The sequence below is a fragment of the Thermogemmatispora aurantia genome (assembly GCF_008974285.1).
GTDB lineage: Bacteria > Chloroflexota > Ktedonobacteria > Ktedonobacterales > Ktedonobacteraceae > Thermogemmatispora > Thermogemmatispora aurantia.
In genome coordinates this window covers 35551-59192 of the sequence record NZ_BKZV01000008.1, presented here as the reverse complement: position 1 = coordinate 59192, position 23642 = coordinate 35551, and the positions used below count along the sequence as shown (strand labels likewise).

Annotated in this window: 17 protein-coding genes; 15 read left to right on the top strand and 2 right to left on the bottom strand. The window is 61.3% G+C overall.

The genetic code is table 11. The features are described 5' to 3' along the window. Positions 1–29: 29 nt before the first annotated feature. The 4 genes from KTAU_RS19475 to KTAU_RS19460 are packed head-to-tail and all read left to right on the top strand — an operon-like array spanning position 30 to position 6287. Positions 30–1655, top strand: coding sequence for a DUF5691 domain-containing protein (locus KTAU_RS19475; protein WP_151729938.1), 1626 nt, complete (start codon positions 30–32; stop codon positions 1653–1655). Next, positions 1655–2836: an ATP-binding protein gene (locus tag KTAU_RS19470; RefSeq protein WP_151729937.1), complete on the top strand. Its 1182-nt coding sequence runs from the start codon at positions 1655–1657 to the stop codon at positions 2834–2836. The genes KTAU_RS19475 and KTAU_RS19470 overlap by 1 nt, the downstream gene beginning before the upstream one ends. 3 nt (positions 2837–2839) lie before the next feature. Beyond that, positions 2840–5104: a DUF5682 family protein gene (locus KTAU_RS19465; protein ID WP_151729936.1), complete on the top strand. Its 2265-nt coding sequence runs from the start codon at positions 2840–2842 to the stop codon at positions 5102–5104. Beyond that, positions 5094–6287 carry a VWA domain-containing protein gene (locus KTAU_RS19460; protein WP_151729935.1) on the top strand — a complete coding sequence of 398 codons (1194 nt, stop codon included), beginning with the start codon at positions 5094–5096 and terminating at the stop codon, positions 6285–6287. The genes KTAU_RS19465 and KTAU_RS19460 overlap by 11 nt, the downstream gene beginning before the upstream one ends. 95 nt (positions 6288–6382) lie before the next feature. Here the strand turns inward: KTAU_RS19460 and KTAU_RS19455 are convergent, their stop codons facing one another. Next, positions 6383–7810 (bottom strand): mercuric reductase, encoded by a 1428-nt coding sequence (locus tag KTAU_RS19455; protein WP_151729934.1) that lies wholly within the window; start codon positions 7808–7810, stop codon positions 6383–6385. A gap of 195 nt (positions 7811–8005) precedes the next feature. Beyond that, the gene (locus KTAU_RS19450; RefSeq protein WP_151729933.1) at positions 8006–8821 is read right to left on the bottom strand and encodes a class I SAM-dependent methyltransferase; all 816 of its coding nucleotides are present in this window, start codon (positions 8819–8821) and stop codon (positions 8006–8008) included. 602 nt (positions 8822–9423) lie between these two features. Between KTAU_RS19450 and KTAU_RS19445 the strand changes: the two genes are divergently transcribed. The 11 genes from KTAU_RS19445 to KTAU_RS19400 all read left to right on the top strand — a co-directional run bounded on the left by KTAU_RS19445 (position 9424) and on the right by KTAU_RS19400 (position 23641). Then, positions 9424–10890, top strand: a complete 1467-nt coding sequence (locus KTAU_RS19445) for an isochorismate synthase (RefSeq protein ID WP_170293442.1) — start codon at positions 9424–9426, stop codon at positions 10888–10890. Continuing rightward, on the top strand, positions 10871–12712 hold the full coding sequence (gene menD, locus KTAU_RS19440) for a 2-succinyl-5-enolpyruvyl-6-hydroxy-3-cyclohexene-1-carboxylic-acid synthase (protein ID WP_151729931.1): 1842 nt from the start codon (positions 10871–10873) through the stop codon (positions 12710–12712). The genes KTAU_RS19445 and menD overlap by 20 nt, the downstream gene beginning before the upstream one ends. 2 nt (positions 12713–12714) lie before the next feature. Further along, positions 12715–13605: a 2-succinyl-6-hydroxy-2,4-cyclohexadiene-1-carboxylate synthase gene (gene menH, locus KTAU_RS19435; protein WP_151729930.1), complete on the top strand. Its 891-nt coding sequence runs from the start codon at positions 12715–12717 to the stop codon at positions 13603–13605. Positions 13606–13641: 36 nt separating this feature from the next. Then, positions 13642–14460 carry a 1,4-dihydroxy-2-naphthoyl-CoA synthase gene (gene menB / locus KTAU_RS19430; RefSeq protein WP_151729929.1) on the top strand — a complete coding sequence of 273 codons (819 nt, stop codon included), beginning with the start codon at positions 13642–13644 and terminating at the stop codon, positions 14458–14460. A 33-nt stretch (positions 14461–14493) separates the two neighbouring features. Beyond that, positions 14494–15600 carry an o-succinylbenzoate synthase gene (menC, locus tag KTAU_RS19425; protein WP_151729928.1) on the top strand — a complete coding sequence of 369 codons (1107 nt, stop codon included), beginning with the start codon at positions 14494–14496 and terminating at the stop codon, positions 15598–15600. 38 nt (positions 15601–15638) lie between these two features. Beyond that, positions 15639–17201, top strand: coding sequence for an o-succinylbenzoate--CoA ligase (locus KTAU_RS19420; protein ID WP_228026545.1), 1563 nt, complete (start codon positions 15639–15641; stop codon positions 17199–17201). A 108-nt stretch (positions 17202–17309) separates the two neighbouring features. Continuing rightward, positions 17310–17624 (top strand): L-rhamnose mutarotase, encoded by a 315-nt coding sequence (locus KTAU_RS19415; RefSeq protein ID WP_151729927.1) that lies wholly within the window; start codon positions 17310–17312, stop codon positions 17622–17624. Positions 17625–17871: 247 nt separating this feature from the next. Further along, entirely contained in the window at positions 17872–18042 is a 171-nt protein-coding gene (locus tag KTAU_RS21705; RefSeq protein ID WP_170293441.1) for a hypothetical protein, read from the top strand. A gap of 527 nt (positions 18043–18569) precedes the next feature. Further along, the gene (locus KTAU_RS19410) at positions 18570–20078 is read left to right on the top strand and encodes a CoA-acylating methylmalonate-semialdehyde dehydrogenase (protein ID WP_151729926.1); all 1509 of its coding nucleotides are present in this window, start codon (positions 18570–18572) and stop codon (positions 20076–20078) included. Between the two features lie 596 nt (positions 20079–20674). Further along, positions 20675–22357: an ABC transporter substrate-binding protein gene (locus KTAU_RS19405; RefSeq protein WP_151729925.1), complete on the top strand. Its 1683-nt coding sequence runs from the start codon at positions 20675–20677 to the stop codon at positions 22355–22357. A 282-nt stretch (positions 22358–22639) separates the two neighbouring features. Beyond that, positions 22640–23641 carry an ABC transporter permease gene (locus KTAU_RS19400; protein ID WP_112426947.1) on the top strand — a complete coding sequence of 334 codons (1002 nt, stop codon included), beginning with the start codon at positions 22640–22642 and terminating at the stop codon, positions 23639–23641. The last annotated feature ends 1 nt before the right edge of the window (position 23642 follow it).

The following is a 23642-nucleotide window of genomic DNA, read 5'->3' as shown; positions in this document are numbered from 1 at the left end:
CATTTAGAGATAAAGCTTAAGTGATGCCTATGAGTCGCTTGAGGCCGCTGATCCATTATGCCTTGATCGGCACACGTCAGGAGCAGCCTCCCCCAGATATCGCCTCCGCACCTTTCGATCGACTGGTTGACGAACTGCCGGCGACCTTGTCTCTGGAACGCAAGCTGCTCTTGCTGGCCGGGTCGGAAGCTGTCTATGCCGTTGCGGGGGCCAGTACCTTGCCTTTGGGAGTGACAATGGCCGCTGCACCTCCAGAGAAGCTGCCTTCATGCTCATGGCAAGCCGCGGCATTGATCCAGAGTGCTCTGCAGCAGTCTAGAAGAGAGCAACAGGTCCAGGCTCTGGAGCTAGTAGCCCGACACGGTCGTCGGCTGCCTTTTGACCTGTTGCCCACTCTCTTTGAAATGCTGTCCAATGAAGGGCTGTCCAGCCAGACTGTTGCCGCTCTACGGCCCGTTTTAGCCTCACTGGTAGGGGAACGCGGACGCTGGCTGGCCCGCTTCCACCCTGCCTGGCACAAGGTGCTGATCAGCAGTCTGCCTGCAACCGAGTTGAGCGAGCAAGAACTGAGCTTGCTCTGGCAGGAAAGTAGTACCCCTGAACGGCTGGCCCTGCTGCGCCAGCTACGCGTCTACAATCGTCCCCTGGCTCGCCAATGGCTGGCAGAAGCCTGGCCGAAGGAGCGGCTAGAGCAGCGGCTGGCCTTATTGGGGACATTTGAGATTGGCCTTGAGAAAGCCGATGAGGTCTTCCTGGAAAAGGTACGTGATCAGCGCAGCTACCATGAGCGCCGTCTGGCCGCCGCATTGCTGGTACGCTTGCCTTCCTCTGCCTGTCACCGCGAGCTGCTCCTGGTGGCTCAGGGCCTACTGCAAAGAGAGGAGCGGTCAGAGGACGGTGGCGTCGTACATGCTGTTCTACCAGCGGCGTATTCACCAGCATGGCGCCGCTTTGGCATCGAGCAGTTGGGTTCATCACAGGAAAATCGCGCCATGTGGCTGCAAGCATTGATCAGCCTGGTCCCGCCCAGCTTTTGGGAGGAGCAGCTGCAGCTCTCGCCCGCCAGCATTATACGCCTGCTTGAGTGCGACTGGCGCTCTCAGGTGCTCGCGGGCCTCATACAAGCGACGTTGCTTCATCGGGCAACCTCTTGGGCGCGTGCGCTCCTCTCGTGGCTTGACCCGGACCAACGTCAGCCCCTCGCCGAGGCCGAGGAGCTACTCAGCTGCTTAGAACAGCCGGAAGCAGAGCAGTTTCTGTTGCATGCGCTGGCCTCTCCTGAGCAGCCTTGGTCGAAGCGCTGGCTAGCGCTCCTGGCCAAACTGCCCCGACCGTGGAGCGCCGCCTTTGGGTGCAGCTTCATTGAGTATCTACAAGGCCGGTTTCAACAGCTGATACAACGCTCGACACAGGCGTCATCGCAGGTAGAACCCTGGGAGCTTGTAGAGGAGTGGCAGCAGTGGGAGAAAGGACTGAAAATCGCCAGCAATGCCTTGCCTGAAGCCTGTTTCGATTTCGCCCTGCAGGTGCTCCAGCCAATACTGCCACAGAAAACACAGAGTTACTACGTTCGAAATAATATCATTCCATCTTTTAATGCTTTTCTAGAAGATAAAGCTTTTCTTTCCAATTTATTGAAGGAGCTGGAGAGATAATGAAAAAGGATGCGAAGGAACAGCATCATCACAGCGAGCAGGACACCACGACCTCAGTTGACGGGCAGGCTCAGACCCAGTCTGCAGCAGCGGCGCAGCAGGTCAGTGCCCTGCTGCGCCAGCATGCCGAACAGCAGTTTGCTAAGGAGCTGGAGGAGCTGACCAGAGTTGACAGGCGCCAGCGCCCTCCTAACTGGCGCCTCTCGCCCTGGGCCGTGCGCACCTACCTGCTCGGTGGACGTCTAGCGAACGGCTTCGAGGTCTCTCCCAAGTACATCGGCAACGCACGTCTGATCGAGATCGCGATCAGTACCCTGGCGACAGACCGCGCCTTGCTGCTCTACGGTCTGCCTGGGACGGCCAAGTCCTGGGTCAGCGAGCACCTGGCAGCGGCCATCTCTGGTGACTCAACCCTGCTCATCCAGGGTACGGCGGGCACAGACGAGAGCGCCCTGCGCTATGGCTGGAACTACGCCCGGCTGCTCGTAGAGGGGCCGACGCCGGCGGCGTTAGTGGCCAGCCCGCTGATGACGGCTATGCGAGAAGGCAAGCTAGCCCGTATCGAGGAGCTGACGCGCATCTCCAGCGAGGTACAGGATACGCTCATCACTATCCTTTCGGAGAAGACGCTCCCCATCCCCGAGCTGAATATGGAGGTGCAGGCGCGCAAGGGCTTCAATGTCATTGCCACGGCCAACAATCGCGATAAGGGCGTCAACGATCTTTCAAGTGCCCTGATGCGTCGCTTCAATACAGTGGTGCTTCCGCTCCCCCCGAATCTGGAAGAAGAAGTACGTATTGTAGAGCGACGCGTGGCGGACCTGGGCCGGGCCCTGGAGTTGCCCGCCGAGAAACCGGCGCTGGAGGAGATCCGGCGCGTAGTGATGATCTTTCGCGAGCTGCGCGAGGGGAAAACGCTCGATGGCAGCCTGAAGCTCAAGGTTCCTAGCGGCACACTCTCGACCGCAGAGGCGATCTCGGTCATTAACAGCGGCCTGGCCTTGGCTGCTTATTATGGCGATGGGACGCTTAGGGCTGGGGATCTGGCCGCTGGCCTGACGGGCACCATTGTCAAGGACCCGGTACAGGATCGCGTTGTCTGGCTGGAATACTTGCAGACGGTGATGAAGGAGCGCCATGACTGGCAAGACCTCTACCGCGCCTGCCGGGAGGTGATTTGAGCAGTGAGCTTCCATCTGTTCGGCATCCGCCATCATGGTCCTGGCTGTGCGCGCAGTCTGCGCACAGCTCTCCAGGAGCTGGCCCCCGACCTGGTGCTGGTCGAAGGCCCTGCTGACGCTCAGGAGATTATACCGCTGCTCAACCATCCACACATGCTGCCGCCAGTAGCTTTGCTCATCTATCGGCCTGACCAGCCGCGCCAGGCCCGCTACTACCCACTGTCAGCCTTCTCGCCCGAGTGGCAGGCGCTACGCTATGCCCTCCAGGAAGGCATCGCAGCCCGTTTCATTGATTTGCCATTGGCCCTACGCTTCGGCAGCCAAGCTCAGGAGGCAGAGCGTGAGGAAGAAACCTCCTTGTCCCCTTGCGTCCCTAACGAGGAGGAGCAGGAGCCGACGGTGGAGATCGCTAACGATCCGCTGAGCCTGCTCTCCTTCGCTGCCGGCTACCCCGATCATGAACTGTGGTGGGAACAGCAGATCGAGCAACGGCAAAACGCGCAAGGATTATTCGATGGTATCCGTGAGGCAATGCGTGCGCTACGCGATAGCCGCCCGCCACGCAATGAGGAGGATGCCTGGCGTGAGGCTCATATGCGTCAGATGCTACGCCGGGCCAGGTCGGAAGGCTTCCAGCGCATTGCTGTCATCTGCGGGGCCTGGCACTTGCCAGCCCTGGAGAAGCTCGATGCCTTTTCTGAAGCCGATGACCGCGGCCTGCTGCAAAGCTTGAAGCGCGTGAATGTCGCGGCAACCTGGATTCCCTGGAGCAATGACCGTCTGACCTACGCCAGCGGCTACGGCGCGGGCATCACCGCCCCCGGCTGGTATGAGCTTCTCTGGTCGGCTCCAGCGCAGGCCGGGCTACGCTGGGTGATACGCGCCGCTGAGCTGCTGCGTCAGGAGGGGTTCGACGTTTCAACGGCCAATGTGATCGAGACCGTACGCTTAGCAGAGGCCCTGGCGGCATTGCGCGATGCGAGTGCTCCAGGTCTGGTAGAGCTGCAAGAGGCTATTCAAAGCGTGCTCTGCCGCGGAGAAACGGTCCCTATGCGGCTGATTGAGCAGCGGCTGGTCATCGGCTCGCGCATGGGGAAGGTCCCTCCGGAAACACCTGCGGTTCCTCTGCAGCGCGACCTGGAGCAACAACAGCGACGCCTGCGTTTGAAGCCCTCTCCCGAGGTCAAAGAGCTGGAGCTGGATCTGCGCAACGAGACTGACCGCGCCCGCAGTCGTCTGCTCCATCGTCTGCGTCTGCTGGGCATTCCCTGGGGCGAGCCACAGGCCATCGCCGCCAGCAAGCGCGGTACCTTCCATGAGCGTTGGAAACTGCAATGGCAGCATGAGTTTGCTCTGCTCATCATCGAAGCCAACGTTTGGGGCAATACGTTGGAAAGCGCTGCTACAGGCTTTGCCCTCGACGCGGCAGAGCACTACGAGCAACCGGCGCAGCTCACGGAGCTACTGGATCAGGTCCTACAGGCCGAGTTGCCGGCGGCCCTTGAGCGGCTGCTGGAACGCGTTCATGCCAGCGCCGCCCTGGCCAGCGATGTGCGCCATCTCATGGATGCCATGCCAGCGCTGGCGCGCGTCGCCCGCTATGGTGATGTGCGCGGAAGTGATACACAGCAGGTGCGCACCGTTGTTGAGGCTTTCTTCGCCCGCACACTGATCAGCTTGCCGAGCGCCTGCCTCTCTCTCGATGAGGAGGCAGCTCGGACGCTCCTGACCAGTATCCAACATATGGACAGCAGCATCCTCACACTTGCCGACGAGGATTTACACAAGGAGTGGTGCGCTCTGTTGGAACGCTTGAGCGAGGAAGAGCGACCCCACCCCCTCCTGCGCGGATACTTCTGCCGGCTCCTCCTGGATCGGCAGAAGATGGAGACCGCGACCCTGTCCAAACTGGCCCGCCGCCAATTGTCTCCCGCCGTGCCAATCGAGGAGGCCGCCCTCTGGCTGGAGGGCCTGCTCAGTGGCCGAGGCCAGCGCTTGCTTGCACTGGATGAGCTGTGGTACGTGCTTGACCAGTGGTTACAGCATTTGATCACTGAGCAGTTTATGCTGCTTTTGCCTCTACTGAGACGGGCCTTTCAAGGCTTTACCGACGCCGAGCGGCAGGCTATGGGTGAGAAGGTTCGCTATCTGTACCGTCCTCGCCCAGAAGAGGGCAGCTGCGATACTGTCGGACTCGATGAGAAGCGTGCACGCCTCGTTCTGCCTATCCTGAGCCGTTTACTGGAGGTACCTCTGCATGCCGATTGAGGAGCAGGAGCGCCTGCGTCGCTGGCGCCTCATTCTTGGCCGTCAGGCAGCAGCCGCGCTCGGATTAGGGGCCGGCGAGTCGTCAGAGAGGCAGTCATCTTTCGGTGGCGATGATGAGAGAATCGATCGCGCCCTGGAGATGCTCTATGACGCCGAGCGCACCGGTGGGCTAGGTCCTTCAAACCCCTATATCCCGCGTTGGCTGGGAGACATTCGCACCTACTTTCCTACTCCAGCGGTGCGCATTCTCCAGCAGGATGCTCTCAAAAAACTTAATTTAAAGCAATTGCTGCTAGAGCCAGAGCTATTAGCCTCGGTTGAGGCCGACCTGCAGCTCGTGACAACTCTGCTCTCGCTCAAGAGCGCCCTGCCCGAGCGCACGCGCGAGACAGCGCGCAGTGTGGTGCGCAAGCTAGTTGAGGAACTGGAACGTAAATTAGCCTATCGTCTGGAGCAGGCGGTGCGCGGCAGCCTGCTCCACATCAGTCGAACCATGCGTCCGCGTCCCCTTGATATCGACTGGGACCGGACTATTCGCCTTAATCTCAAACACTACCAGCGAGAGCAGCGGACAATCATTCCAGAGCGTCTTATCGGGCACCGACGGCGACAGCGGCAGGCTGCCCTGCGCGATATCGTGCTTTGTGTTGATCAGAGCGGTTCGATGGCCCCTTCAGTCGTCTACGCTTCGATCTTCGGGGCAGTCCTGGCCTCGCTGCGAGCCATTTCGACACGCATGATTGTCTTCGATACCGCAGTGGTCGACCTCAGTGAGCACCTGCAAGATCCGGTCGACCTGCTTTTCGGTGCTCAGCTCGGTGGCGGCACTGATATCAACCGCGCCCTGGCCTATTGCCAGCAGCTTATCACGCGCCCACGTGAGACGGTCCTGGTACTGATCACGGATCTCTACGAGGGAGGGGACGCTGAGCAGATGCTCAGGCGCGCTGCGGCACTGGTAGACAGCGGCGTCCAGTTCGTCTGTTTGCTGGCACTGAGCGATCAGGGGACACCGGCTTTTCACACAGCACTGGCCGGGCGTCTGGCCGCCCTGGGCATCCCCACTTTCTCTTGCACGCCAGAGCTTTTTCCCGAGCTGATGGCCGCTGCCCTGCAGCGTCGTGACCTGAACATGTGGGCCGCCCAGCACGACATTGTCGCCGCCCGCCCCATCCAGTTCTGAGAACGCTCAGACGGCACCGGACCCCCGCATGGCGAGCAGAAGATAGTGGTCCCTTGCTCGCCATGCAGCTTGCTCTACCCGGCAGCGGGGACCAATTACTGAGTCTCTGCTTCATCGGCCAAGGAGCTAAAGAGATTGTTGAGAGCTTCGGCTAAAGTAGGATGAGCAAAGATAGCGTCGCGTAGGACCGTGTAGGGCAGTTTGCCGAGCATGGCGATCTCTAGCATGGCCATGATTTCGCCGCCCTCTATACCGAGAATAGCCGCCCCTAGAATCTGCCCGTTGTCGGCATCGACGATAGCTTTCATGAAGCCACGGGCCTCATCCACTTCGAGCGCGCGCGCAACTGCGCTCATCGGCATGCTGGCCACCTGAATGCGCCGTCCATCCGCTCGTGCCTCGGCTTCTGTCAGGCCAACGCGCCCGAGCTGGGGATCAATGAAGATGGTGTAGGGTACCAGACGGTCGCGGGTGCTCGCCCGGCCCCCTTCCAGCAGATTGGTGCGCAGGATGCGGAAGTCATCGTAAGAGATGTGGGTAAAGGCAGGGCCAACACGGGCGTCGCCGATGGCATAGATGCCTGCTACGTCAGTTTCGAGGTGTTCGTTGACCAGGATGCGCCCGCGCTCGTCGGTGCGCACGCCACAGGCTTCCAGATTGAGGGTGTCGGTATTGGGTTGGCGCCCAGTCGCCAGCAGGAGATGAGAGGCGCTGACCCGGCGCTCGCCCTGGGGAGTAGTCACGCTCAGGCGAAGCTGACCATCAGGGAGCTGCTCTATCTGCTGAGGAACGCTCTCCATCAGCAGCTCGATGCCATCTTCGCGCAGAATATGGGCTACTGCCTCGGCTACATCGTCATCTTCGTGCGCCAGCAGGCGCTTGCCACGATGGACAAGCGTGACATGGCTGCCAAAGCGACGAAACATCTGGCCAAATTCGAGGCCAACATAGCCCCCACCGATGATGAGGAGATGAGGCGGAAGGCTATCCAGCTCCATAATGGAGGTCGAGTCTAAGGCAGGCACCGTCTCTAAGCCCGCCAGCATTGGCCGGGCTGGTCTGGCTCCGACGTCGATGACAATGATTTCAGCGCCCAGATGGCGGAGCGTACCATCGGCTAGCCTCACTTCTAGCTCCTTGGGTGCGACGAAGCGGGCGCCGCCCCTGAGCAGGTCGAGACCCTCCACTCCTTTGAGTCGACGCTCGCTTCCCTGACGGAAGCTCTCAACAATGTCCCGCTTGCGTTGACGCACCCCCCTCATCTCTATCTGCGCCTCGCCTCCAGGAAGGCGCACCCCATAGCTGGCGGCACGACGAACCAGATAGGCGACGCGCGCACTGGCTATCATGGTTTTGGTGGGAGTGCAGCCCGTGTTGATACAGGTACCGCCAACATGCTCACGCTCGATCAGGGCCGTCTTGCGCCCGGCCTGGGCCAGCGCCGTGGCCAGGGGGCCGCCCCCCTGCCCGGCGCCGATGATGATAGCATCATAGACTGCCAGAGACGCTTCAGTGCTGGTCATTGCTGCTGCTCTCTTTCTTTTGCTCTTGCAAGCTCGTCCGTTAGTCAGCTCGCCTGTTTCCTCGGCTGTGCCCCGATACTACAGCCAACACGCAGGGCGGCGGAATATCGTGTCAGCTGATGTATCTCTCAGCAGGAGACTCGCCTGCCTTAGCAGGAGTAGCTGCGCTGCGTGGGCTGGATGAGCCAGATAGACTTAGAGCACCTGCGTCCAGATAGCCATGCAGAGCCAGCTTGTTCTGTAACATTCCCATTCTGTCGGCAGCTCGCTGAGGACCTGCGTTATTTCCTGGGAAGTCAGTCCAAGATGGTCCACAAGCACCGGCAGCAGATGACGCAGGGCCTGGAGCACATCGCAGCAGCAGAGTTTCCCGATGTGTGGCCCCCAGAGGGGTACTACAATTTCTCGCACCTGTGGCATCAGACCAAGCTTCATGAGGCGTTCGGGCAGCTCCAGGACCAGCGAGAGCCGAATGCCCTGGCAAAGGAAGAGTCGGCGCAGCCAGTGCTGCACCAGTAAGGTTTGGGGACCGGGATTCAGACAGCGATCGCTCAGCTCGACAAATTCGATCCAGCCGGCAATGGCCGTCACGCGCCTCAATTCTTTGAGCACCTGGTCCCAGGCTCCCAGAGGAATGGCCTCCGCCAGAAAACGCTGGTGGGTATAGTCACTCACGCCATCGTCCACCGGTAGCCCTTCAAGCAGGCTGGCCCGCATCACCTGGCAATTGGGCGGCAACCTGCGCAAGAGGGTCAGGTTGCTGTCAATCGTCAGGACAGCGGCCTCCCGCCAGCGCCGTGCTGCCTCTTTAGCCCAGATCCCGGTCCCCGTCCCTACATCCAGAATGACGCGCGGACGCTCGACCGGAGCCAGGAAATGGGTACCCAGGAGGCGGTAGAGGGTATAGTGCTGAAATTCCAGGCGATCCTGCTCGCTGGCTGTACGGGGCAACAGATAGGCATCATCTACGTCAGGTCGGGCCTGCTGGCCCCGGTGAGAATCATTGAGCATGGCCAAACCTGCCTCTCTACGGTTATGAGAGCAACAACCAGATGAGGATTCCTGAGCAATATAGGCCCTTGGCCGTCTGATGTGTGCGCATCAGACGGCCAGAGGCCTTGATAGCTGCCTGGCTTGAGGTAGCTGCTCGCACATCTTCGCGCTCAAGGGTAGCCCGATAAAGGGAGGGCGTCAAGAGCATTGATGCTGTCTGGCTCCCGTCAGCACCAGCCAGCGGCCTCACTTCAGCGCAGGGAAACTCGTGGCGTGCCGTGGGTTCTCTCCTGGTCAGGATAGCCAGCGCGCACTATAATAACTACAAGGCAGTGCTTTCAGATCGAGGGCCGCTCGCTTCAGCAGGGCGGCCTTTAGCTTGTCGCTCCGGCCTTCGCGCCGTGATCAGCCTCCTGTGCTCCCAAGTCATGAAGCGGGCGACTACGCCACTACTTCTGCTGGATAGGAATGATTCTGAATTGATGAGGAACGCCTTTAGCAGCACTCTGGGCACGAGTACAGAGTCAGAGCCTGCGTTTTTCCCTTGGCAGCGACAGCACTTGCTTCCTCTGCTGACGGAGGCCCGCGAGCGCGCTCTGCGCACAAGGCGCCCCACACTTGTGAGCGTTAGCGGCCCTCTTACGCTTGCCAGGCACCTTTGGTCTTTTTCCATAGCCCATCAGCTTCCGGCGGTCGAGAACGCTAACGGGACAGAGCAATCAACCGCAGCAGCTTCAGCCGGGTTTGATCCTCTGCTTTGCTTCGCCATCGGGCCATCCCTTGGCTTCACAGAGCGTTTCTACTGGCAAGAGCCAGGAGGGCAACGGATTCTGGTTGGTCTAGGCAGCGCAGCTACGCTGGAGGCCCAGGGGCCGGAACGCTTTCGCCAGTTGGCTGGGGCCTGGCAACGCCTGGCCTCAGAGGCCCTGGTCGCGGCGAAGCCAGCTCCCACAGATCCCAAGCCCCCCCTGCTGTTCGGCGGCTTCGCTTTCGATCCAGACCAGCCGCGCTCAGCGCTTTGGGAAGGATTCCCCGATGGGCTACTGATGCTTCCCGCTTTCCTGTTTACCTTTGCGGCCTCTGGACCCACCTTAACGCTCAACGTACTGGTCGCGGCAGACAGGGACCCGCTCCAGCTAGGAGACGATATTGTCGCGCAATTGGAAGCCCTGGCCCAGGCGCTGAGCAGTCCCCCTGATGTCCTTCCCGCCATGCCTGCTGTCACAACGCCGTCCTCTCTGCACCTTGAGTCGTTGTTGCCGCCAGCAGTCTGGATGGAACAGGTTGCTCAGGCAGTCCGTCAGATCCGCCGTGGCGCCTACGAAAAGGTGGTGCTCGCCCGGGCAGTCCGGCTGCTCCGCCAGGATAGGAGCTTTGAGCCAGAGCCAGCTCTCCGGCGTCTACGCGAGGGGTACCAGGAGGCCTACCTCTTCGCATTCAGCCGCGCCGGAAGCTGCTTCCTGGGAGCGACGCCCGAACGTCTTGTGCAGGCTCAGGGAGGAGCACTAGAGACTATGGCCCTGGCTGGTTCCGCACCCCGTGGTCGCACCCCCCACGAGGATGAGCAGCGAGCCCGCGAGCTGCTGTGCAGCAGCAAGAATCAACGCGAACATCAGATCGTGGTGGAGATGCTCCGGCAAGCCCTCGCCAGCCTGTGCACCGCGATTCACAGCGATCCCGAGCCGCACCTGCGTCGTCTGAAGAATATTCAGCATCTGGAGACGCGCATTACCGGTAGATTGCAGCCTGGCCGGTCCATATTGGAGGCACTGGAAGAGCTACACCCCACGCCAGCGGTCGGCGGCTTTCCGCGTGCCGCTGCTCTGGCAGCGATTCGCGCCGGTGAGCAGCTTGACCGCGGCTGGTATGCGGCTCCTATTGGTTGGGTGGATGCCGCCGGTAACGGGTCCTTCGCTGTGGCCCTGCGCTCAGCCCTCCTTCGGGACCACGAGGCGACGCTCTTCGCCGGCGGCGGGATTGTAGCCGATTCTGATCCGGCCAGCGAGTATGCTGAGACTCGCTGGAAATTTCGCGCCATGCTAGGGGCGCTGGGAGTGGAAGAAGACGATGACGAGAACAGCTTCTGATAGATCGACACCACCCAATCCACTCTACGCTTATGTTGGGGCCTTTGTCTCCGAGCTGCGGCGGGCAGGCATTGCCCATGTGGTAATCTGCCCTGGCTCGCGCTCAACACCGCTCGCGCTGGCCTGCGCAGAGGAAAAGGGCCTGCGCGTCTGGATGCACCTCGATGAGCGCGCGGCAGCCTTCTTTGCTCTCGGCATGGCCAAGCGGCTGGCCTCACCCGTGGCTTTGCTGTGCACCTCGGGCACAGCGGCAGCAAACTTTTTCCCGGCCATTATCGAGGCCAAGCTGACGCGCGTACCACTGGTCGTTCTGACTGCTGATCGCCCTCACGAGCTGCGCGACTGCGGGGCCCCCCAGACCATCGATCAGAACCGCCTCTATGGCGTCTATGTGAAATGGTTTATGGACGTGGCCCTGCCCGAGGCCACAACGACAGCCCTGCGCTATATCCGCACGCTGGCCAATCGCGCCGTGGCCCTGGCGCGCGCCAGACCTGCCGGCCCGGTCCATCTCAACCTGCCTTTCCGCGAGCCACTGACGCCCGAGCCACAGCCGCAGCTGCTCCCTCCGGCCACCGAGCGTGAGCCGCTCGCCTGGGCGGGACGGGCTGAGCAGGCTCCCTATGTGCGGGTCACAGAGGCAGAAGGCGCCGGCCTGCCCACGGCAACGGTGGCGCGTCTGGCAGCCCTGCTGCGCCAGTATCGTCGCGGCCTGATCATCGTCGGACCGCAGAGCGAACCGCGTCTGGCTCCGGCACTACAACGGCTAGCCGAGCGCTGCGGTTACCCATTGCTGGCTGATCCGCTCTCGCAGGTACGCAGCAGTGGTCAGTCCACTGGTCTAGTTCTGCGTAGCTACGACGCTTTCCTGCGCAGCGAGCGCTTTGTCGCCAGTGCCGCCCCCGATCTGGTGCTGCGCTTCGGCGCAATCCCTACCTCTAAGCCGCTCTTGCTCTATCTGCAGCGCTATGGCGATCGGCCTCTGCTGGTGGTCGATGGCGCCGGCGGCTGGGAGGAGCCGACGCAGCTCGCCGGCGAAATGCTCCATGCCGATCCAGTGGCCGTCTGCGAGCAGTTGGTCGAGGCTCTGGCTGAGACTAGTGACGCTGAGGAGCATCATGAGCCTTGGCTGGAGCGCTGGCAGCAGGCTGAGCGGCTGACGCAGCAGGCCCTGCGCCGTACAATGGAGACATTTAGTCAACTGTTCGAGGGCCGGGTCTTTAGCGAGCTGGCCGAACTGCTGCCCGACGGCAGCACGCTCTATGTGGGCAATAGCATGCCCGTTCGTGACCTGGATACCTTCTTCTGGAGCGAACGCCCCATTCGCTGTCTGGGGAACCGCGGCGCCAATGGGATCGATGGCGTCCTCTCCAGTGCCCTCGGGGTTAGCGCTGCTCAGCAGGCCCTGGCTGACCCGGCGCCCGTGGTGCTGGTCATCGGCGACCTGGCTTTTCTCCACGATCTCAACGGCCTGATAGCTGCCCATCTGCATCAGTTGCCGTTGCTGGTCATTCTGATCAATAACGATGGCGGCGGGATCTTCTCGTTCCTCCCCCAGGCAGCCTACCCGGAGCACTTCGAGCAGCTTTTCGGAACGCCCACCGGCTTAAACTTCGCTCCCGCCGTAGAGATGTACAGAGGACGCTTCCGCCGCATCAGCTCCTGGGAGGAGTTCCGCAGCGCCTGCCGAGAAGGGCTGAGTCAGGGCGGACTCCAGGTGATCGAGGTTGTCACAGAGCGAGTGAGCAATGTAGAGCTTCATCGCCAGCTCTGGCGAGCGGTGGATCAGGCATTGTGCCGAGAGGCCAGCGAGGAAGTATAATAATGAAGATACAGGTTGAGCGTCTTCTTCTCCAGGTCAACGGGCTGCAGCTCAGTCTGCTCCAGGCTTGCCCGACGGACCGGCGAGATCAGCCGACGTTGATCCTGCTACACGGTTTCACAGGCAGCGCTCTCAGCTGGGGTTCTTTACTTGAGGAGTTTGCCAGCGCGGGTCTCAGGGTCATCGCTTTTGATCTGCATGGCCACGGCCTCTCAGAGGCCCCCGCGGCTCCCGAGCGCTACAGCATGGAGCACTGCCAGGCCGATTTGCTGGCAGCCTTGCGGCAGCTCGGGATTGCCCCCGCCGAGGCCATTCTCCTCGGCTACTCGCTGGGTGGACGTATCGCGCTCTACTGTGCCTTCTCCGGCTTCTTCCGCGCCCTCATCCTGGAAAGCGCCTCCCCCGGTATCGCCGATCCCCGGGAGCGCGCGGCTCGCCAGCGCCAGGACGAGGAGCTGGCCGCCAGCATCGAGCGCGAAGGGATAGCTGCCTTTGTCGCACGCTGGGAGCAGCAGCCGCTCTTTGCCAGCCACCAGCGGTTGCCGGAGGCACGCCGGGCTGCTCTGCGCGCCCAGCGCTTGACTAATCGTCCGCAGGGTCTGGCTGGCAGCCTGCGTGGCGTAGGCACGGGAGTGCAACCCCCGCTGCATGCACGGTTGCCGGAGCTATCGCTGCCGGTCTTGCTGATCTGCGGGACCCTGGACGAGAAGTTTTGCGCCATCGGCAAGGAGATGGCTCGCCTCCTACCCAGAGCCACCCTAGCTATCGTGCCAGACGCCGGTCACACGGTTCATCTGGAGCAACCAGCGCGCTTCGCTGAGCTGGTTCTCTCGTTTTGTGCCAATCTGGTGCCCTTGCGCGGGCAGGGCCCTGACGCCACATCAGGGCAGTAATTATGATCAACTGAGAAAGGGGAATACTACCAAGCTATGCCTGTCAACTGGCAAAAGGTCTGCGATTATCAGGACATTATTTTCGAGAAGGCCGAGGGTATCGGCAAGATCACCATCAATCGCCCGGAAGTGCATAACGCTTTCCGCCCGGAAACCCTGAGCGAATTGATCGACGCCTTCAACCGCTGCCGCGAGGACCCCGAGATTGGGGTGGTAATCCTGACGGGTGCAGGCACAAAGGCTTTCTGCTCCGGCGGCGACCAGCGCGTGCGCGGCGAGGGTGGCTATGTTGATCAGAGCGGCGTACCCCGCCTCAATGCCCTCGATCTCCAGAAAGTAATCAAGTATCTACCTAAGCCCGTCATTGCAATGGTGGCCGGCTACGCCATCGGTGGCGGCCATGTGTTGCATGTGCTCTGCGATCTGACAATTGCCGCCGACAATGCGCGCTTTGGTCAGGCCGGGCCGCGCGTGGGCAGCTTCGATGCCGGTTGGGGTGCGACCATGCTGGCGCGGATCGTCGGCCATAAGAAGGCACGCGAGATCTGGTATCTGTGCCGCCAGTATACGGCCCAGGAAGCCTACGAGATGGGACTGGTCAATAAGGTAGTGCCGCTGGAACAGCTGGAGGAGGAGACCATTAAGTGGGCCAAAGAGCTGCTGGAGAAGAGTCCCACAGCGCTGCGCTTCCTCAAGGCAGCTTTCAACGCCGATACCGACGGCCTGGCTGGTCTGCAGGACCTGGCAGGCAATGCGACCATGCTCTTCTATATGACTGAGGAGGGCAAAGAGGGACGCAACGCTTTCCTGGAGAAGCGCAAGCCGAATTTCTCCAAGTTCCCGCGCCTCCCCTAGCCGGCCATCCAGGGGATCAAGGACGTAGTCGCGATGGCTGCCGATCTCACGCTTGAGCGTATCCACTGGCAGGTCTATTGCCTGCCGCTACGCGCGCCCTTTCGCACGGCCCACGGGCTGCTGAGCACACGCTGGGGAGCAATTGTCGAGGTGAGCAGCGCCGGAGGTAGTCTCCAGGGCTATGGCGAACTGGCTCCGCTGCCGCCTTTTAGTCCGGCGCTGAGCAGCGTTCTGGCAGCTCTGCCTGCTCTGGCGAAGAGCCTGGAGGGGAGCACGCTGACCGAGGCCCTGGCCCGGCTCCTGGCAGCACAAGAGACAGGGCAGCTACCGGCCCCGGCGACCTTCGCGCTGGAGGTGGCTTTGCTCGATCTGCGCGCTCGCGCGCTTGGGCAGGGATTGCTCGCTCCCTATGCCCGCCGCGCTGTACCCGTTAATGCGGTCATTGGCGCATCCAAGCCTGATGAGGCAGCGGAGGCCTCTCGCCAGGCCGTGGCCGCCGGCTTTCGCTGCCTCAAGCTCAAGCTAAGCGGCAATGAGCAGCAGGACGACGAGCGCCTGGCAGCGGTGCGCGCCAGCGTGGGAGGGGCTATCGCACTGCGCCTGGATGCTAATGCCAGTTGGAGCCTGGCACAGGCCGAGCGCCTGCTACGGGCCTACGCCCCCTATGACATCGCCTACGTCGAGCAGCCCCTCGCTGCCGAGGATCTGGAAGGACTGCGTCAGCTGCGCCGTCGCTCTCCCATTCCTATCGCAGCCGACGAGAGCCTGAGCGGTCTGGAAAGCGCTCGCCAGGTGCTGCAGCTGGAGGCCGCCGATGTGCTTATCCTGAAGCCGCAGTTTCTCGGCGGCCTCCGACCAACCTTACAGATCATCGAGGAAGCCGCTACGCGCGGGGTGACCTGCGTTCTCACCAGCGCTCTGGAGGCTGGTATTGGCATCTGCGCCACCCTTCACCTGGCCGCCGCTCATCCCGCCCTGACTCAGGCCGCCGGCCTGGCCACCCTTTCGCTGCTGAGAACAGACCTGCTCTCAGAGCCGCTCACCTACAACGATGGCCAGCTCCAGCTACCGTCAGGGCCGGGCCTGGGCGTCAGACTAGACCGGGCCGTCCTGGCCCGCTATTCTTCAACACTACTATAAGAAAAGGTGTCATGAAAGGAGGGAGAAGAGAGAGAAGCATGGATATGGACTCTCCCCAGACCGCAGCGGGTTCCGTCCTCTTGCCCGACTGGCTGCAGCGCTGCGCAGAAAATCGTCCCCAGCATCTGGCCGTTCAGAGCGGAGCCTTGCGCTGGAGCTTCGCCGAGTTGGCGCAGCAGGCCACCTATCTGGCTCAGCAGCTCGCTGCGCTCGGCGTCCGTAGCGGCAGCCGAGTCGCCCTGCTAGCCGCCAACAGCCCGGCTTACGTTGCCTGCGTCCACGCCCTGACCCGCTTGCGGGCCATACTTGTCCCGCTCAACACGCGTCTGAGTGAGACCGAACTTGGCTGGCAGCTGCAGGATGCCCGCGTCAATCTGCTACTCAGCGATCCCGGCCAGGCGGACCGGGCTCGCCGTCTGCTTGCTGTCCGGCCACAGCTCGCCTCAGCCATCCTGCAGCTGCGACCCGATGGCAGCGTCGAACTTGATCCGTTTCCCCCACAGACGTACACCACAACCTTCACGCCCGCCCCACTGATCGATCTCAACGCCGTGCAGGCGATCATGTATACGTCCGGCACCACGGGCCAGCCAAAGGGCGTGCTCATTACCTATGGGATGCACTGGTGGAACGCTATCGGCTCGGCGCTGAACCTGGGCCTCCACCTCGACGACTGCTGGCTGGCGTGCCTGCCTTTCTTCCACATCGGTGGCCTGACCATCATCATGCGCAGTGCCATTTACGGCATCAGCATCAATGTTCACGAGAAATTTGACGCCGGAGCCATCAATCACTCTATCTTCAGTGAGGGCGTCACGATCATCTCAGTCGTGGCTGTCATGTTGCAGCGCATGCTGGAAGCGCTGGAGGGCGAACAACCAGGAGCAGGCTATCCAGCGCACCTGCGCTGCGTTCTCCTCGGTGGAGGGCCGGCGCCGCGCCCCTTGCTCGAAGCCTGCGCAGCGCGCGGCATTCCCGTCGTCCAGACCTATGGCCTGACTGAAGCCTGCTCACAGGCGGCCACACTTTCGCCCGCCGATGCCCTGCGCAAGCTCGGCTCTGCCGGGCGCCCGCTACCGCCAGTGCAGCTGGAGATCCGCCAGGATGGCCGGCAAGCCGCTCCCGGGGAGGCCGGGATGATTTATCTCAAAGGCCCGACTATCACGCCAGGCTATCTCGACCGTCCCGCGGCAACACGCGAGGCGCTGCAGGATGGCTGGCTGGCAACCGGCGATATTGGCTACCTCGATGAAGAGGGCTATCTCTACGTGCTCGATCGCCGCTCCGATCTGATTATCTCGGGCGGAGAGAACATCTATCCTGCAGAAATTGAAGCCGCCTTGCTGAGCCATCCCGCCGTTGCGGAGGCCGGCGTCTGCGGCCAGCCCGACCCGCGCTGGGGCCAGGTGCCGATCGCTTTCGTGCGCCTGCACCCGGGCCAGTCAACGAGCACTGAGTCGCTGCTCTCTCACCTGCAAACACGTCTGGCACGCTATAAGCTGCCACGTGCTATCTACTTTGTGGGCGAGCTGCCGCGCAACTCCTCCGGCAAATTATTGCGTCGCCAGCTTCCCTCTTTGCTCGATCATGCGCTAAACTGAGAGGAAAGTCGCCCTGGCAGTACTGTAGGTAGCTCACCAGCGACTTCGACCTCAGTACGCCTGGCTCGCAGAGCCAAGACGCGAAGGAAGGAGAAAGGAGCCACCCCAGTGCAACGTATCGCCTTCTTGATGAGCGTGAAGCCCGGCTACGAGGAGGAATATAAGCGCCGTCACGATGACATCTGGCCAGAGATGCTGGAGGCGCTGCAGCGCGCCGGCGCCCGCAACTATAGCATCTTTCGCCACGGGACCCAGCTCTTCGCCTATCTGGAAACCGATGACTTCGAGCGCCTGGCCAAAACCCTGGCAGCGGACCCGACCAATCAGCGCTGGCAGCAGTGGATGGCCGAAATCATGACCCAGGAGCTCGATCCACAGACCCAGTGGCCGCCACTACTACCCGAAATGTTTCATATGGATTAATCTTGCAGCTGACCTCTTATTTAAGCCACTCTCTGGGAGCGGGGTCGCCCAGGCCCTCGTGGTCTTGCGCGGCCTCGCTTTTTTATGAGCTGGGCACCCCAGACGTTCTTTGCCAGATCCGGCGACCAAGGCAATGGTTCAGTTCTCCCCTGTCTCTCCCTTACCACCCACATTCGTGTTGAGAGAGGTGATGCATCGCTTGAGATGAGAAACTCGACCATTGTCACAGCACGTCATGGAGGTTACCATGCCCGACAAAAAGCCCCTCAAAGGGGTAGGAGAAAAAGAAGAGCGGCAGTACGAACACATCAAAGAAGAGGCCGAGAAGCGCGGTCGCTACGGCAAGCGAGCACGTGAGGTAGCGGCCCGCACTGTCATGAAGCAACACCACGAGAAAGGGCACAAGCCAGGCGAGTAGTATCTCGCCTCTTCACCGCCCATTCCGCTGCAGAGAGGAAGTGCTCGCCCGAGGCCAGGGAAAGCAGCCTTCTCCTCTGCCAGCGCCTGTGATCTGGACAGGCTCAAAGGAGCCGACTGCCAGGAGGGCCCCTGCATTGCCCTGTCTTCCTCATTTCTCGGGACTTACCACAAGCAAGACAGCCTCCGAAGCCATTCGCCCTTGACACTCCCGCCGCCATTGCCTATAACTAAACCAACAAGAAAGGTGGAAGTTTCCCGGTCCATTCCTGGGCAGCCAGTCCGGGCGGGAGGAGTGCCAGCCCCCACAGTCCCCCCGCCTGGCAGGGCTGGGATCAAACCAGAGATGCAGCCACAACCCAAGAGCAGTCACGGCAGCGCAGCCAGGCCACATCACGCAACGCCAGCGAGCAGTGGGCCGCCGCAGGCCGCCGATGAGCGTCCTCTACACTCGTAGGAGAGCCGCAACCGGCCACAACACCCAGAGACAGCTCAAGCCAGACACACAAGCGACAGGAGTAGAGAGCGATGGTCTCACCGATAACCCAGCCACCGGTTCTGCGCAACTATATCGGCGGTAGCTGGTGCCGGGCCGACGCCAGTGACACCCTTGAAGTGCGCAACCCCGCCACTGACGAAGTGCTGGCACTCGTCCCCCTCAGCAACGCCCGCGACATCGAGGCCGCCGTCGCCAGCGCCGCCACCGCCTTCCCAGGCTGGCGCGCCACGCCGCCCCAGGAACGTGTCCGCTATCTCTTCAAACTACGCGTCTTGCTAGACGAGCAACGCGAAGAGCTGGCCCGTCTCATCACCACCGATATGGGCAAAACCCTCGACGACGCCCGCGGCGAGGTCCAGCGCGGCCTCGAAAATGTCGAAACCGCCTGCGGCATCCCCTCGCTCATGATGGGCTATGGTCTGGAAGACGGGGCCGCACGCGGCATCGATGAAGAAGTCATCTACCAGCCGCTGGGCGTCTGCGCTGCCATCACTCCCTTTAACTTCCCCTTCATGATCGCCTTCTGGTTCTGGCCCTATGCCATTGCCTGCGGCAATACCTTCATCGTCAAACCCTCTGAACAAGATCCCCTCGTTCAGCAGCGCGTCTTTGAACTCATCGATCAGGTCGGCTTTCCGCCCGGCGTCATCAACCTCGTCAACGGCGGTAAAGAGGCTGTCAACGCCCTGCTCGATCATCCGCAGATCAAGGCCATCTCCTTCGTCGGCTCAACCCAAACCGCAGCCTACGTCTACGCCCGTGCCGCGGCCCAGGGCAAGCGTGTCCAGGCCTCGGGCGGGGCCAAGAACGCCATCGTCGTCATGCCCGATGCAGACCTTGATAGCCACCTTGGAACCATCATGAACTCCTGTTTTGGCGCCGCAGGCCAACGCTGCCTGGCTAACTCGCTCATCATGCCCGTTGGCGAGGCCCACGCTCGCACCCGCCTGCGCCTGAGCGAAGCCGCCGCCCGCCTGCACCTGGGTAATGGACTCGAACCGGGCGTCGATATGGGACCCGTCGTCTCAGCTCAGGCCCGCGAACGCATTGTTGCCGCCATCAGCCAGGGTATCGCCGAAGGGGCTCAGCTAGCCCTCGATGGGCGCCACGTCAGCGTCCCCGCCTATCCCCACGGTTACTTCGTCGGCCCCACCATCCTCGACGAAGTACGCCCCAGTATGCGGGTCTACCAGGAAGAGATCTTTGGTCCCGTCGTCAGCATCGCACCGGTTGCCAGCCTCGACGAGGCCATCACCCTTATCAACGCAGGCGACTACGGCAACGCGGCCTCGATCTTCACCGACAGCGGGGCTGCCGCTCGCGAGTTTCGCTATCGCGTCGAGGTCGGTAACGTGGGTATCAATATCGGTGTGGCTGCTCCTATGGCATACTTTCCCTTCAGCGGTACCAAGCGCTCCTTCTTTGGTACCCTCCACCCCCAGGGACGCGACGCTGTGCGTTTCTTCACCGAGAGTAAGGTGGTCATCTCACGCTGGGGGAGCGACGGCAGCAGCCGTGTGAGTGGCATTGGTCGTTAAGAGAGGCAGTAGCTGCACGAAGAGACCGCGGGCAGCCGCCATCGCCTCGCCTCCTGGTTGCGCGGGCCCTTGCGGGGGAGGTGCCTGTCAATTTTTGGTCTAGTGGTCTAGATGTCTTGACAGATTGCCGTAAAGGGGGTATAGTTTCTAGAGAACTGGTCTAGACGATCTGTCATATTTCTCAAAAGAGGGGTCGGAGGCAGGAGGGCTGCGCCGACCGGGAAAGGAGTGACGAGAGCCGGGCACGGCCTCGCGGTGGCGCCCGCAGCGGGGAGCGGGCAAACAAGCGTGCGTTCGTGACACCGATCCGCAGAGACACGAGACGAGAGGGGCAACCATTACCTCAGCATAATCGACAACGACCAGAGCAGCTCAGCTTGGGCCGCGCCCGAGGCGAACTGTCAGGCGAGGTGTAACTCGAACTCGGGTGCGGCAGAAGCCAGAGAGCATGGGGAACAAATTCCTCGCTGGCCAGGGGCAGGCTGGTACGGTACTCCATGAGAGCGTTCTCCAGCCTGCGCTGATCAGGCCCACGCGGAGCATCAACAAGCGGTCGATACTCACCGTATTTCAAGAGCCGTTACAGGAGGTTCTTTGTGTTTGGCAATTCAGAGCGCAAAACAGGCATGAAGCGCAAGGCCGGCCCCCTGTGTCTCAGCCTCCTGGCCATCCTTGCGCTGCTGCTCACAGCCTGCGGCGGGAGCAGCTCGCAGAGCAGCCAGTCCGGCAAAAAGGTCCTCACCCTGGCTGCACAAGCCAGCGCCTTCACTGACCAGGGCTTTAACCCCTACGCCCCCACACCGAATATTGGCATCAATGGCTTTGTCTACGAGACACTTGAATTCTGTAACGTCAACGACAACACCTATCATCCTCTACTGGCGCTCAGCCACCAATTCAACAGCGATTACACCCAGGTTACCTTTCACCTGCGGCAGGGCGTCAAATGGAACGACGGCCAGCCCTTCAGCGCCGATGATGTTGTCTTCACCTTCAACGCTCTTAAGCAATATCCTGCCGCGGACCTCAACGGAGACTGGGGCTATCTCAAGAGTGTCACGGCGCCCGATGCCAACACAGTCGTCATGACCTTCCAGAAGCCCTTCCCCGGGGCGATCTATTACATTGCCGGCCTGACGGTCATCATTCCCAAGCACATCTTCGAATCGGTCGGCGATATCACCAAATATTACAGCAGCAAGCCAGTCGGCACTGGCCCCTTCGTCGTAGCCAAATACACGTCTGATCTTCTGGTACTTGACAAGAACCCCAACTACTACCAGGCCAACCTGGTCAAGGTCGACGAAATCAAGGAGCCACGCTACAAAGACAACGATGCCTTCAAGCTGGTCATGCCCAGCGGGCAGGTCGACTGGTCGGGCTACTATGCAGACAACCTGCAACAGAACTTTGTGGCCAAGGACCCGCAGCACTTCCACTACTTCATGGCACCCGTTGACGAGTTTGGCATCTTCATCGACGTCCACGATCCACTGCTGAGCGACGTAGCAGTACGTAAGGCGATCAGCGTGGCCATTGACCGACAAGCGGCAGCCCAGCAGGGCGAGTCGGGTCTCGTGCCCCCTGTACCGCAAACTGGTCTCCTCCCCACGCCAGGCAATCAGCAATATATCTTGCCGGAATATGCCAATCTGTCTACCGCACCCAACGCCAGCCAGGCCCAGCAGATCCTCAAGAGTGCCGGCTATACCCAGGGAAGCGATGGCATCTTCACCAAGAATGGTCAGCGCCTCTCCTTTGAACTGATCTCGGTCGCCGAGTACTCTGACTGGAACAAGTGGGCCCAGGTAGTGCAGAGCAACCTCAAGGCCGCTGGCATTGATATCCACATCAAACTCATGCCGGAGGCGCAGTATCTGACCTTCCGCGCAGAAGCGAAGCCCTACCAGCTGATGATCAGCGGTGTGGGTGGTGGCCCAACTCCTTACTTCATTTACAACGGCACCCTGAGCAGCCAGAGCCTCCCGCCCAATGGGCGCAACAGCAGCTACTGGAAGGATGCCCAGACCGATCAGCTCCTCCAGCAGTTCGCCTCGACGATGGACCCCGCGCTCCAGAAGCAAGCGATCCAGGGTCTGGAACGCATCATGGTTGAGCAGGTGCCCTGGATTCCGGTGGTGGCCGGCGCTCGCTGGTTCGAGTACAATACCATGCGCTTCACTGGCTGGCCCGACCAGCAGAACCAGTACGCCGTCGGCTCACCCTACTCCTACCCCGATAATGAGATTATCGTGATGCACCTGCAGCCCGTTTCGTAGGCTCCTTTCCCTACTTCCGGGACCTGCCGAGCAGGGGAATGGCCTCTTGGCTCTGGCCTGAGAGGCCATTCCCCTTGTCTGAGGCCAGTCCAGGCCAGAGAGACGGCGGGCAAATGTAATTGATCACTACCTTGACCGTTGTTCTGCTTCGATCTTGATGGTATACTCCCCCCAGATGGGGAGAATCTCTTAGGAGCGCGCCTTACCTAGCTGCGCTGTTCTCCAGACCCGATGACAGCCCTGGCGCAGCGCAGATCATGGAAGGTACGAAGGAGTCCCTGAATGCGCCACTTGCTTCGTCGCATTCTGTTCTATCTGTTCGCCGCCTGGGCGGCAATTACCTTGAATTTCGTGATTCCACGCCTGGCTCCAGGCGACCCGGCAGCGGTACTGTTGGGCAATCTACAGAGTCGCGGTATTCATGTGGGCGCCGCCTATTTGAAGGCTATCCAGGCGGAGCTGGGCTACAATACCGGCGATCCGCTCCCCATCCAGTACCTCGACTACCTCAATAGCTTGTTGCATGGCAACCTTGGCGTGGCCGTGACCTCCTCGTTCGAGCCGGTGACAAACGTTATCGGGCGCGATATCTTCTGGTCGCTGGGCCTGGGCCTGGTCTCAGTCATCCTCAGCTTTGCCCTCGGTTGCCTCCTGGGCATCGTCATGGCCTGGAAACGCGGCTCGTTGCTCGATACGATCTTGTCACCGCTGCTGAATTTTCTGTCGGCAATCCCTTACTTCTGGATGGCCCTCCTGATCCTCTACATCTTCGGCTTCGAGCTGCGCTGGTTTCCTCTGACCGGCGGCTATGATGAGCTGAACGTCGACCCAGGATGGACGCTTGATTTCATCGCGAGCGTGATATATCATGGGATCTTGCCAGCCCTGACGATTGTTATCGCTTCCGTCGCCGGCTGGATGCTCACCATGCGCAACTCGATGATTACTACGCTTTCAGAGGACTACGTGCTGATGGCCAAGGCCAAGGGCTTGCGTACCAGTCGCATTATGTTCGCCTACGCGGCTCGTAATGCGATTCTGCCCAATGTGGCCGGCTTCGCCATCTCGCTGGGCTTCATTGTCGGCGGCCAGCTGCTGACGGAGATGGTCTTCTCCTACCCCGGCATCGGCTATTCCCTGCTGCAGGCGGTCCAAAACCAGGACTATTCCCTGATGCAGGGCATTTTCCTGGTCGTCGCCCTCGGCGTGCTCGGCGCCAATTTCCTCGCCGAGCTGAGCTATGCCTTCCTCGATCCCCGCGTCCGCCTCGAAAGGAGCGCCTGAC

What these genes read in the sequence shown, in the direction of transcription:
- KTAU_RS19475 (WP_151729938.1), top strand. Translation starts at nt 30, where the DNA reads ATGAGTCGCTTGAGGCCGCTGATCCATTATGCCTTGATCGGCACACGT.
- KTAU_RS19470 (WP_151729937.1), top strand. Translation starts at nt 1,655, where the DNA reads ATGAAAAAGGATGCGAAGGAACAGCATCATCACAGCGAGCAGGACACC.
- KTAU_RS19460 (WP_151729935.1), top strand. Translation starts at nt 5,094, where the DNA reads ATGCCGATTGAGGAGCAGGAGCGCCTGCGTCGCTGGCGCCTCATTCTT.
- KTAU_RS19455 (WP_151729934.1), bottom strand. Translation starts at nt 7,810, where the DNA reads ATGACCAGCACTGAAGCGTCTCTGGCAGTCTATGATGCTATCATCATC.
- KTAU_RS19450 (WP_151729933.1), bottom strand. Translation starts at nt 8,821, where the DNA reads ATGCTCAATGATTCTCACCGGGGCCAGCAGGCCCGACCTGACGTAGAT.
- menD (WP_151729931.1), top strand. Translation starts at nt 10,871, where the DNA reads ATGACGAGAACAGCTTCTGATAGATCGACACCACCCAATCCACTCTAC.
- menH (WP_151729930.1), top strand. Translation starts at nt 12,715, where the DNA reads ATGAAGATACAGGTTGAGCGTCTTCTTCTCCAGGTCAACGGGCTGCAG.
- menB (WP_151729929.1), top strand. Translation starts at nt 13,642, where the DNA reads ATGCCTGTCAACTGGCAAAAGGTCTGCGATTATCAGGACATTATTTTC.
- menC (WP_151729928.1), top strand. Translation starts at nt 14,494, where the DNA reads ATGGCTGCCGATCTCACGCTTGAGCGTATCCACTGGCAGGTCTATTGC.
- KTAU_RS19420 (WP_228026545.1), top strand. Translation starts at nt 15,639, where the DNA reads ATGGATATGGACTCTCCCCAGACCGCAGCGGGTTCCGTCCTCTTGCCC.
- KTAU_RS21705 (WP_170293441.1), top strand. Translation starts at nt 17,872, where the DNA reads ATGCCCGACAAAAAGCCCCTCAAAGGGGTAGGAGAAAAAGAAGAGCGG.
- KTAU_RS19410 (WP_151729926.1), top strand. Translation starts at nt 18,570, where the DNA reads ATGGTCTCACCGATAACCCAGCCACCGGTTCTGCGCAACTATATCGGC.
- KTAU_RS19400 (WP_112426947.1), top strand. Translation starts at nt 22,640, where the DNA reads ATGCGCCACTTGCTTCGTCGCATTCTGTTCTATCTGTTCGCCGCCTGG.